Below are 11,157 nucleotides of genomic sequence, written 5' to 3'. Positions count from 1 at the left end.
CACGTCGATCCGCCGCACGCCGATGCTCTACCGTCCACACCATCATCCGCCCCACGAATCGTCCGCAGGATCAGCGAATCACATCCGATTCAGCCGATTCAATTCCTTTCCGGATGGGCTCTACGACCAGCAGCCGCGCTCCGTGACGCAGCCGGCGGTACCAACGATGCTGCTCCAGCACGCGTTCCAGCTTGAGACCAAGGACGAAGATAAAGAAGCCTGGGAGCAGGACGACCATGATCATGACCCAGAAGCCAACATTGTCCGCGAGCACCCCGGCGATCAATGAGGCGCCGACTAGTGTCAGAATGCCAGCCAGCGGGAAGAGGCAAGTGCCGATCACCAAGGCTGGAATCGAAGCCAGCATCAGCGGGATTAGCGCGAGCATGGCACCACCACCACCGCCCGCGCCACCACCGGACCGGCTCGCCGCACCGGCGTTGTAAGCTGCCAGGTCCGCGGACGAACTGCCGGTATAGAGCCCGCCGGCAGCACCGGCGCTATAGGAGCTCATCTCGCTTTCTATGCTCATCGGTGCCAGTTTCTCCTGATCAGGAGAGAGGCTAGCACTGCTGTTCGCACAGCCAATTCTGTCTTTGTCCGGCCGGCCGCTTGGCGTTGCGCCGAGAGAGACTGCACGCGACGACGGTGCCACTGCGCGGTGGAGATTGTCGCTGTCTCTCAGCAGCCTGGCGCGATGCCTGGGCAAAGCGCATCGCGCATGTCTTTGGGCTGCTGATTGCCGGCGCTGTAGCAAAGTGTGCTGGAAGCGCGGGAGCGTGCAATCACGCGGGCCACCATAGTGTGCGTACAGCGTGCGTTGCCACGGCGAGTGGGGACCCCACAAGCAGTGAGCAGGCGGAAAATGCCTGGTCGAGGATCTGACGCATTCTGTTGCCGCCCTGGCCGCGAACCCGGATCGCGTTGCGGCGTAACACCAGCACTCGCGCAGCGGCTTGGATATGGGAAGGACAGGACTGCCCCAGCGGACCCCGCGCCAGGAAGGAGCACGCCAGGGGGGTTCTGGCAGCGTAGCCGATAACCCCATTGCCCCCCCTCGGCAGCGCTGCCAGACTTCGCGCAGAGGGATGTCCATGAAGATCACAAAAATCGTGTCGTTCCAGCTGGACTGGGGTGAGCCAGGGCGGCCTGGTGCCGAGGCCTACGGCGGACGTGCAGCATTTGTCCGCGTCGAGACGGAGGACGGGCTGTTCGGGCTCGGCGAGGCGTCGCCGATGGAGGGTGGCTTCGTGCCACTGACCATCATAGCGCGCCGCATGGCGCCCTTCCTGATCGGCAAGGACGCGCTGGACCATGAAGTGCTGCAGGAACAGCTGCTGCACAAGCTCATCAAGCTCGGTCCCGAATACGCGGTGACCAGCGCGATCGCCGCGCTCGACATCGCCTTCTGGGATCTCAAGGGCAAGGCCTTCAATCAGCCCGTGTACAAGCTGCTCGGCGGGGCCTGGCGTACCGCGATGCCCTGCTATGCGTCGATCGGCGGCAACGCGAAGCGCAGCGTGGACGAAGTGCTGCGCGCGGTGGAAAAGCGCGTGACGAAGGAAGGCGTCAAGGCGGTGAAGATCCGCTGGGATGCCGACCGCACCAACATCGATCTCGACCTGCCCGGCGACATCGCCAAGGCCAGGGCGGTGCGGAAGCTTCTGGGCGACGACTTCATGCTCGGCTTTGACGCCAACAATGCCTACTCGGTCGGCGGGGCGATGCGTGTGGGCCGCGTGCTTGAGGAATTGAATTACGACTGGTTCGAGGAGCCGGTACAGCACTACCACGTCTCGGCGATGGGCGAGGTGGCGCAACGGCTCGACATCACCGTCTCGGCCGGCGAGCAGACCTACACGCTGCAGGGCGTGAAGGACCTGATCAACGCAGGCGTCAGGATGGTCCAGCCCGATCCGATCAAGATGGGCGGCATCAGCGGCATGCGCCAATGCGCCGCGCTGGCGCATGCCTATGGCGTGGAGCTGGTGCCCCACCAGACACAGCCATCGATCGGCCACCTCGCCAACATGCACATCATGGCCACGATGATGCACCTGGCCAAGCCAGTGGAACTGAACAGCGACTGGGAACGCGCGAGCCTGGTGTTCAAGAACCCGTCGGAACCGACGAACGGCGTCCTTACCGTGCCGGCCGGGCCAGGGCTCGGCGCCGAATACGACGCGGCGGAGATGGAACGGCGCACCATACCGATTGCCTGAAGGGCGCGCGATCGAAGGGGAGGACGGCATGGCTACGTCACGCAGGCGGTTCCTTGGTACCGCGGCCGCGGTCGGCGCCGGCGCGCTCGACGCCGCTCCCGCCGGCGCGCAGGGCGCGGGCATCTCCATCGCGCTGGCGGCGCGCGCGCCCACGGGCCTCAACCCGCAGCAGCCGGCGCTGACGGGGGCCGACAACTGGGCCATCAAGCAGATCTTCGACACGCTGGCGAAATCGCCCGATGGCGCCTGGGCAGTACGCCCCGAGGATTTCCAGCCGGCGCTGGCGGAATCCTGGGAAAGCACGCCCGACGCGCGCGGCTGGACCTATCGCCTGCGGCGTGGGGTGCAGTTCCACAAGGGCTATGGCGAGTTGACCTCCGACGACGTGGTCTTCACCTTCTCCCGCCACCTGGACCCGGAACTCGTCACCAACCAGAAGGCGCTTTTCAGCAACGTCGCGCGCGTCGAGGCGTCGGACCGATATACGGTGCGCTTCCAGCTGCACCGGCCCGATCCGCTAATGAATGGCAGCGTGATCACCAATATGGCCGCCAGCATTCTGTGCCGGAGGGCCTTCGAGGAGCGTGGCGCGGCCTTCGCGATGGAACCGGTCGGCACCGGTCCCTACCAGGTGGACAGTGTCAGCCCGACGCAGGGTGTCATGCTGTCCGGCTTCGCGCAGCACTACGCCGGGCCGCCGGTGACGAGCGCGCTGCGCATCGGCTACATCGCCGATACGACCGCGCGCACCTTGGCCTTCGCCTCCGGCCAGGTGGACATGATCGAGGGCGTGCGCCAGCCCGGCTGGATCCCGAGCATCCGCCAGCGCATGCCGCAGGCGGTGATCGACGGCACCGCGCCCGGCAGCTTCAACCTGCTCAGCCTCAATCTCACCCGCCCGCCGCTCGACAACCTCAAGGTGCGCCAGGCGATCCGCTACGGGATCAATGCCCAGCAGATCGCCGGCGCCTTCGCCGGCATGTCGGTGCCGATGATCGGCGTGATCGCACCGCAATTCGCCGGTTCGGTCCGGGCCGAGGATTTGCCGCCCGAACTCCGCTACGCACCGGACCCGCGCCGTGCCCGCGCGCTGCTGGCCGAGGCCGGCTTCCCCAACGGCATCACCATTCCCTGCTTCACCAGCCAGCGCGAGGACTACGCCGCGATCATGCTGATGATCCAGGAGCAGCTGCGCGCGGCGGGCATCAACCTCGACCTGCGCATCATCGACCACGCGACCATGCATGCCGAGAACCGGCGCGACCGCAACTCGATGGCGCTCTATTCCTCCAGCTACCCGCCGGTGCCGACGCAACCCTTCCTGCAACTGTTGCTGAGCAGCGCCGCGGCGAAGGCGGACGGACGCGGCGGCGAGAACTACAGCCACTACGGTGTCGCGATGCCGGGCATCGACGCGCTGATCGAACGCACGCAGGACGAGCCGGATTTCGAGCGCCGCACCGCCCTGATCCAGGATGTCGAGCGACAGGTGCTGCGCGACCTGCCGATGCTCGGCATCGTCACCCTGTCCTACGTCGTCGCGCGCAACCCGCGTGTGGACATCGGCTACCCTGTGCGTTCGGGCTACGCATACTGGTCGCTCGCCAAGGCACGGCGGGTATAGCGCCGGCCGATGCTGCGTATGGCGGCGGCGCGATTGCTGGACGCGGTACCAACGGTGCTGCTTGTGCTGACGCTGGTGTTCGTCGCGCTGCGCCTGCTGCCGGGTGATCCGGCCCTGGTGGTTCTTGGCGAATACGCGACGCCCGAGCAGCTGGACCTGTTCCGCCGCCAGATGGGTCTCGACCAGCCGCTGTGGTGGCAGTGGCTGGACTTCCTGCGGGACATGCTGACGCTCGATTTCGGAACCTCGATGATCACCCGCCAGCCGGTGGGCGCCCTGCTGGCGGAGAACCTGCCCTACACCATCGAATTGACGCTGCTCGCGACCGTCATGGGGCTGCTGCTCGGCGTGCCGATGGGCGTCGCCGCCGCGGTCAATCGCGGTCGCTGGCCGGACAATGGTGCGCGGGTCTTCTCGCTCGTCGGCTACGCCATCCCGGATTTCTACCTCGGTGCGCTGCTACTGATCGTCTTCGCGCTGACCCTGGGCTGGTTCCCGATCAACGGCGGCGGCGAGGGCTTCGCTGACCGCCTGTACCATGCCTTCCTGCCGGCCCTGACCCTCGCCTTCGTCAAGGCCGCCTTCCTCGGTCGGCTGACCCGCACCGCGCTGCTGGAGACCTTGGGCCGTGACTATGTGCGCACCGCACGGGCCAAGGGCGCGCGGGAACCACGCGTGATCTATCGCCACGCGCTGCGCAACGCGCTGCTGCCGGTTGCCACCGGACTGGGCCTCAGCCTGCTCGCCACGTTCTCGGGTTCGGTCGCCATCGAGCTGATCTTCAACCGGCCCGGCATCGGGGAGGTGCTGATCAGCGCCATCGCCAAGCGCGACTATCCGGTGATCCAGGGCGGTGTCGTCGTCTTCGCCTTCTTCGTCGTGACCGTGAACCTGGTGGTCGATCTTGCCTACATCGTCATCGACCCGCGCATCCGGGCCAAGGCATGAGCGCGGGCTCCGATGCCGCGCAGGCCCTGGCGCCGGAGGAGCCGCGGCTGCGCGCGTTGCGCCGGCTGTTCTCACGCGAGCGGCCGGCGACACTGGCCGCGGCGATGGTGGTGGTCGCCTTCGTCGCGATCGCGCTGTTCGCCCCGGTGATCGCGCCACACGACCCGCTGGCGCAGAGCTACCTGCGCATCAACGCCTATCCCTCGGCCGAACACTGGCTCGGCACCGACCAGTTCGGACGGGACGTGCTGTCCCGCCTGCTCCATGGCGCGCGCAACTCGCTTCTGTTCGGCCTGATCTCGCCTGCCATTGCCGCGGTGGTCGGCACCTCGCTTGGCGTCGCGGCAGGCTACTACGGCGGCGTCGTGGACCGCGTGGTCAGCCGGCTGATCGACACGCTGCTCGCCTTTCCGGAATTGCTGCTGGCGATCATGGTGGCGGCCGTGCTGGGCGGCGGCTTCTGGAACGTGGTGATGGTGATCGCCATCGCCTTCGTGCCCGGCTTCGCCCGCGTCGCGCGCGCCTCGACCCTCGCGGTGATGCAGGAGCCCTACATCGAGGCTGCGGTCGCGATCGGCCTCGGCACGCCGAAGACCATCCTGCGGCACGTCCTGCCGAACATCTCGGCACCGATCGTCGTGCTGGCCACGCTCTGGGTTGCCTCGGCGATCCGGCTGGAGGCCTCGCTGAGCTTCCTCGGCATCGGCACGCGGCCACCGGCGCCGAGCTGGGGGAACATCATCCGCGACGGGCTGGGCAACATCTTCGGCTCGCCCTGGGGCATCGTCGGAGCCGGTGCGGCCATCACCCTCGTCGTGCTCGCCTTCAACCTGCTGGGCGATGCGCTGCGCGACCTGCTCGATCCGGATACGCGGTGATGATCGGGGCACCCGCGAACGCCCCGCTGCTCGAGGTCCGTGACCTCTCCGTTGCTTTCGGCACGCCGGAGCGGCCGCTGCCCGCCGTGGAAGGCGTGGGCTTCGACCTGCCGGCGGGCGGCGCACTCGGGCTGGTGGGTGAGTCCGGCTCGGGCAAGTCGGTCACGGCGCTGTCCATCCTGCGCCTGATCGCGTCGCCCGGGCGGATCACCGGCGGGTGTATCCGGTTCCAAGGGACCGACCTGCTAGCGCTGCCGGAGGCCGCGCTGCCGGAGATCCGCGGCCGCGACATCGCGATGGTGTTCCAGGAACCGATGAGTTCGCTCAACCCGCTGATGACGATCGGAGATCAGGTTGAGGAAGCGATCCTGCTGCACCAGGAGCTGTCGCGCGCGGATCGCCGTGCCCGTGCCGTCGAGCTGCTGCGCCTGGTCGGCATCCCGGACCCGGCGTCGCGGCTCGCGGCCTATCCGCATGAATTCTCGGGGGGGATGCGCCAGCGGGTGATGATCGCCATGGCGCTGGCCTGCACGCCGAAGCTGCTGATCGCCGACGAGCCGACCACGGCATTGGACGTGACGATCCAGGCGCAGGTGCTGGCGCTGATCGCGCGCCTGCGCGAGGCGACCGGCACGGCGCTGCTGCTGATTTCGCATGATCTCGGCGTGATCGCCGAGATGTGCGACCGCGTCGTCGTGCTGTATGCCGGCCGCATCGTCGAGCAAGGCGCGGTGCGCGCGATCTTCCATCGTGCCGCGCATCCCTATACCCAGGGCCTGCTTGAAGCTGTGCCGCGGCTGGACGATGACCGCGCGCGTCTCGCCCAGATTCCAGGCTCGGTGCCGATGCCTGGCCAGGCGGGGCCGGGCTGTCCCTTCGTCATGCGCTGCACGCGCGCGCTGCCGCGCTGTGCCGAGGAGATGCCGCCGCTGGTCGCGTTGGACGGCGACCACCGCGCCGCCTGCTGGGTGACCGCGCCGCCATGACCGAGCCGTTGCTGCGCGCCGAGGGGCTGGGCAAGGTCTTCCTGCCGCCGGGCGGCCTGCCATTCGTGCAGCGCCCTGCCGGGCTGCGCGCTGTGGACGGCGTGGACCTCGAGGTCGCGCGCGCCGAGACGCTGGCGGTGGTGGGTGAATCCGGCTGTGGCAAATCCACGCTCGGCCGGCTGCTGCTGCGCCTGATCGTACCCAGCGAGGGCCGCGTCTGGTTCGAGGGGCGCGACCTCGGCGCATTGTCGCCGCGCGACCTGAGGCAGATGCGGCAGCACGCACAGATGGTGTTCCAGGACCCCTTCGGTTCGTTGAGTCCCCGCCGGACCGTGGCGCAGATCGTCGCCGAGCCGCTCGAGGTGTTCGGCATCGCGCGCGGCCGCCGCGCATTGCGCGACCGCGTCGCCACGCTGCTGGAACGCGTCGGACTGCCCGCGGCCGCGATGGACCGACATCCGCGCAGCTTCTCCGGCGGGCAGCGCCAGCGCATCGGCATCGCGCGCGCCATCGCCGCCGGCCCGAGCTTTCTGGTGGCAGACGAACCGGTCAGTGCACTCGATGTCTCGGTGCAGGCGCAGATCGTGAATCTGCTGCAGGACCTGCAGGCGGAGGGCCGCTTCTCCTGCCTGTTCATCGCGCATGACCTGGCCGTGGTCCGCCACATCGCCGACCGGGTCGCGGTGATGTATCTGGGGCGCATCGTGGAGATCGGCGGCAAGCACGCGGTGTATGGGGCCCCGCAGCATCCCTACACGCAGGCGCTTCTCTCCGCCGTGCCGCGGCCCGATCCGGACGCGCCGCGCCGGCGCATCGTGTTGGAGGGCGACGTGCCGAGCCCCAACCGTATGCCGACCGGATGCGCCTTCCACACCCGCTGTCCGCTGGCACAACCGGTTTGTAGTCGCGAGCGCCCCGCACTTCGCGAGGTTGCAACCGGACAGCAGGCTGCGTGCCACTTCGCTGCACCGAATCCGGTTCCCGTAAAGGTATGATTGAGCGCAACGCCGTCACATGCACCGGTTCGCTGGATGCTTGCGATCCGTCGCGCGACCGGCGGATCTGCGTCGCGAGGCCTTCCCGGTGCAAGTGGCGCGGCCGGCGTACCGAAAGGGAGGCACGGTGCGGACACGACGAGCCAGCGCATGTGTCGGCGCTGGCACCAGGGTCGTGAGGGTAGCGGGTGTCGAATACCAATCGCTTTAGCAGGCTGCGGAAATTGGCGGCAGGGGCGTTGGTTTGGCATGGATGAGTGCTGGTTGGTGGGTCGCGATCGGGCCGTGGGGTAGGAATTCCGGCGGCTGTCTGCCGAGAACTACAGTTGGTGGACGGGATCGGGGCGTGCCCACGCCGGCGCCGCTAGCAGCTTCGGCAGGCGGATCAGGTTGTAGGCGGCGACCCGCAGGCTGAAGGTCCAGCCGACCCGGTCGAGGCCGCGGAACAGGGTGCGGCGCATCGCCGACCGGCGGCGCTGCCATGGCCGACGCCTCGTTGAACAAACGCATGACGGTCCGGCTCGGAGCCAGCGTTGCCCTTGCGCGGATCGGCGTCGTCGGCTTTCACGGGCAGATCGAGGTCGAGGCGTTGCGGCTGTATGGCTTGCCGAAGGGCACGCCAGCGCTGCTCTGCGGCACCCCGGCGCTTGCCGGTCGGGCAGCGGGAGCTCGCGGCGGAGGTGTCTTGGGATCTTCCATCGCCGGTGCCAGCCGAGCACGCCGATGCCGTTGACCATCGGCGTGTGGCTGTCCGTGCCGACCAGCGTGTCAGGCACCGCCCACAACGCACCGTCGCGCGCCTCGGTCGCGACGACGGTCGCGAGGCGCTCAAGGTTGATCGTGTGCATGATGCCGGTGCCCGGCGGGAAAACGCGGAAGCCTTCCACCGCGCCGGCCGCCCATTTCATGAAGCGATAGCGCTCGGCATTGCGCGCCATCTCGTTGGCCATGTTGACGCGCAGCGCATCGGGGCGGGCCGAGACATCCACCGGCAGCGAATGGTCGGTCGAGGTCGCGACCGGCACGGCGGGGTTGAGCAGGGCGGGATTGCCGCCGGCCTCGGCCAGCACGTCGCGCATCGCGGCGATATCCACCAGCGCCGGGCCGCAGGTCGTGTCGTGCATCAGGATGCGGAGCGGGGAGAAGGGGATCTCGGCCTCCGACCGTCCGGTGGCGAGCCAGTCCAGCAGCGCGGCGCAGCCGGCGTCGCGCACCTCTGCCTCGGGCTGGCGCAGGACGTTTTCCAGCAGCACGCGATGGACCCAGGGCAGGCGCTTCAGCACGGCCATGCCGCCGGCGGCCGCGGGCAGGTCGATGATGTGGCGCGTACCGAAGGGGCCGGTGATCTCGGTGCTGGCGGACGGTTCCATTGGGCGACGTTTCGCGTCTGCTGCGGTTACCAATTTGGTATCTTATAATGATATAAAACATCAAGCGTTTTCTGCATGCGGACCTTCTGGTAGGATCCGTCCATGTCCCGCCCCCCCGCCACTGACCTTCATCGCGACCTGGCCCGCAGCATCGTCGAGCATCTGCGCGGCAGCTCTGCCGAACCGGGCCAGGTGCTCAGCGAGAACGGGCTGGCCGCGGTGGTCGGCACCTCGCGCTCCCCGGTGCGCGGCGCCCTGCAGATGCTGCTGGACAGCGAGGTGCTGGAACGGCGCGGCGATGGGCGGCTGGTCCTGCGCCAGCTTCCCGCCGCCCATGAGGAACCGCTGCCCGGCGATGCCGAGGCCGGCGCGGTGGATCGCCTCTATTGGCAGATCGCCGAGGACCGCATCGCCGGGCGCCTGCCCGACCTGATCGGCGAGGCCGCGCTGATGCGCCGCTACGATGCGCCACGCGGCATCGTGCACCGCGCCTTGCTGCAGGTGATGGGCGAGGGCTGGGTGGAACGCGCGCCGGCGGGCGGCTGGCGGTTCCTCGCCCTGATCGACGGGCCCGGCAGCTACGACGAATCCTATCGCTTCCGGCGCGCGATCGAACCGGCGGCGCTGCTGGACCCGGCCTTCGTCCTGCCGCCCCGCATCGCCGCGAGGCTACGGCGGGAACAGGAAGGCCTGCTGGCGCGGCTCGCCGAGGGACCGGACCCGCGCGAGGTGTTCGAGCTGAATTCCGGCTTCCACCTCGCGCTGATGCAGGCGTCCAACAACCGCTTCTTCGCCGATGCCGGGCTGCGCGTGACGCGGCTGCGGCGCCTGGTTGGCTATGTCATCGCACTCGACCGTAGCCGGCTCGCGGCGCAGTCGAGCGAGCACCTCGCCATCCTCGACCGCATCGAGGCGGGCGATCGCCCGGGCGCGGCCGAATTGCTCATCCGTCACCTCGACGCGGGACGGTCCTCCAAGGCCAGGCTGCTCGAGACCTCGGGCCAGACCATCGCCGCGCTGGCGCAGCCCTCGCGGTAGCGGGCGTCGGCCGCCCCGGCCCATCGGTGACGGCGATGCCCGGGCATCGGCGGTATCAGTTTTCCGGGCGGAGGTTGTTGCGCCGGACCACATCGCCCCAGCGGGCGAGCTCTGCCGCGACGAACTCCCGGAACGCCTCGGGCGTGCGCACATCGGGTTCGGCGCCCTCGGCCTCGAGCCGTTCCCGCATGTTGGGCGTGACGATCGCCTCGTTGATGACATTGGTCAGGCGCTGGCGGATCGGCTCCGGCGTGCGGGCGGGCGCGATCATGCCGTACCACTGCATCGCCTCGAAGCCGGGATAGGTCTCGGCGATCGCAGGCACGTCCGGCAGTTGCGCGATGCGGCGCGGGGCGGAGACGGCAAGCGCGCGCAAGCGGTTCTCGCGGATCAGCGGCAGCACCGAGGGCGTGCCCGACATCGCGGCCTTGATGTCGCCCGACAGCAGCGTCGGCATCAGCGCGCCCGATCCGCGGAAGGGAACGTGCACCATCTCGATGCCGGCGCGCTCGGCGAAGGCGACCATTCCGATATGGACGTTCGAGCCCGAACCGGCGGAGCCATATTCGATGGAGTTCGGCGCCTCCTTCGCGCGGGAGATGAACTCGGCCAGCGTCGTCACGCCGAGCGCCGGAGGCACGACCAGTACCATCGGCACCTGCGCGACGAGCGCGAGATAGGCGAAGTCACGCATCGGATCGTAGCGCAGCCGCGGATAGAGATGCGGGTTCACCGCCAGCGTGCCGAGCTGGCCCATGGTGAGCGTGTAGCCATCCGGCGTGGCGGCCGCGCCGGCCTCGGTCGCGATGGATCCGCCGGCGCCGCCGCGATTGTCCACCACGACCGAGACGCCGAGCGCCGCCTGCATCTGCGCCGCGACGACGCGGGAGAGGATGTCCGTCGCGCCGCCGGCCGCGGCCGGGCAGATGATGGTGATGGTCCGGCGCGGCCAGGCCGGCTGCGCGAAGGCGGGGCGCGCGAGTGGCATCGTGGCCAATGCGGCCAGAGCCGACCGGCGGGTCATCCTGTGGATCATGGGTCGTTTCCTCACCCCTGGGCCGTGACAGTGGTCGGACGGTTGAGGCGGCCCAATGCC

General features: G+C 68.8%; 9 protein-coding genes and 1 pseudogene. 7 read left to right on the top strand and 3 right to left on the bottom strand.

The window, feature by feature from the left end; translation table 11 throughout:
- Positions 1-70: 70 nt before the first annotated feature.
- A complete protein-coding gene (locus tag AAFN86_RS22840; RefSeq protein ID WP_347545867.1) occupies positions 71-532 on the bottom strand; it encodes a hypothetical protein in 462 nt (153 codons plus the stop codon).
- 562 nt (positions 533-1,094) lie between these two features.
- On the opposite strand from AAFN86_RS22840, the gene AAFN86_RS22835 reads away from it, so the two are divergent.
- The 6 genes from AAFN86_RS22835 to AAFN86_RS22810 are packed head-to-tail and all read left to right on the top strand — an operon-like array spanning position 1,095 to position 7,653.
- Positions 1,095-2,222, top strand: coding sequence for a mandelate racemase/muconate lactonizing enzyme family protein (locus tag AAFN86_RS22835; protein ID WP_347545866.1), 1,128 nt, complete (start codon positions 1,095-1,097; stop codon positions 2,220-2,222).
- 28 nt (positions 2,223-2,250) lie between these two features.
- The gene (locus tag AAFN86_RS22830; protein WP_347545865.1) at positions 2,251-3,846 is read left to right on the top strand and encodes an ABC transporter substrate-binding protein; all 1,596 of its coding nucleotides are present in this window, start codon (positions 2,251-2,253) and stop codon (positions 3,844-3,846) included.
- A 9-nt stretch (positions 3,847-3,855) separates the two neighbouring features.
- Positions 3,856-4,794, top strand: a complete 939-nt coding sequence (locus AAFN86_RS22825; protein WP_347545864.1) for an ABC transporter permease — start codon at positions 3,856-3,858, stop codon at positions 4,792-4,794.
- On the top strand, positions 4,791-5,672 hold the full coding sequence (locus AAFN86_RS22820) for an ABC transporter permease (RefSeq protein WP_347545863.1): 882 nt from the start codon (positions 4,791-4,793) through the stop codon (positions 5,670-5,672). Before AAFN86_RS22825 ends, AAFN86_RS22820 begins: the two co-directional genes overlap by 4 nt.
- The gene (locus tag AAFN86_RS22815) at positions 5,672-6,658 is read left to right on the top strand and encodes an ABC transporter ATP-binding protein (protein WP_347545862.1); all 987 of its coding nucleotides are present in this window, start codon (positions 5,672-5,674) and stop codon (positions 6,656-6,658) included. The genes AAFN86_RS22820 and AAFN86_RS22815 overlap by 1 nt, the downstream gene beginning before the upstream one ends.
- The gene (locus AAFN86_RS22810) at positions 6,655-7,653 is read left to right on the top strand and encodes an oligopeptide/dipeptide ABC transporter ATP-binding protein (protein ID WP_347545861.1); all 999 of its coding nucleotides are present in this window, start codon (positions 6,655-6,657) and stop codon (positions 7,651-7,653) included. The genes AAFN86_RS22815 and AAFN86_RS22810 overlap by 4 nt, the downstream gene beginning before the upstream one ends.
- A 767-nt stretch (positions 7,654-8,420) precedes the next feature.
- On the opposite strand, the pseudogene AAFN86_RS29625 reads toward AAFN86_RS22810, so the two are convergent.
- Positions 8,421-8,777 (bottom strand): annotated as a pseudogene (locus AAFN86_RS29625) (aconitase family protein); the annotation flags it as partial.
- A 348-nt stretch (positions 8,778-9,125) separates the two neighbouring features.
- On the opposite strand from AAFN86_RS29625, the gene AAFN86_RS22800 reads away from it, so the two are divergent.
- Positions 9,126-10,061 (top strand): GntR family transcriptional regulator, encoded by a 936-nt coding sequence (locus tag AAFN86_RS22800; protein ID WP_347545860.1) that lies wholly within the window; start codon positions 9,126-9,128, stop codon positions 10,059-10,061.
- A gap of 55 nt (positions 10,062-10,116) precedes the next feature.
- Here the strand turns inward: AAFN86_RS22800 and AAFN86_RS22795 are convergent, their stop codons facing one another.
- Positions 10,117-11,097 carry a tripartite tricarboxylate transporter substrate binding protein gene (locus AAFN86_RS22795; protein ID WP_347545859.1) on the bottom strand — a complete coding sequence of 327 codons (981 nt, stop codon included), beginning with the start codon at positions 11,095-11,097 and terminating at the stop codon, positions 10,117-10,119.
- Positions 11,098-11,157: the final 60 nt, after the last annotated feature.

Origin of the sequence: Roseomonas sp. CAU 1739, from assembly GCF_039839775.1 — a bacterium.
Taxonomy (GTDB): Bacteria; Pseudomonadota; Alphaproteobacteria; order Acetobacterales; family Acetobacteraceae; genus Neoroseomonas.
This window is presented reverse-complemented; position numbering and strand designations above follow the sequence as displayed.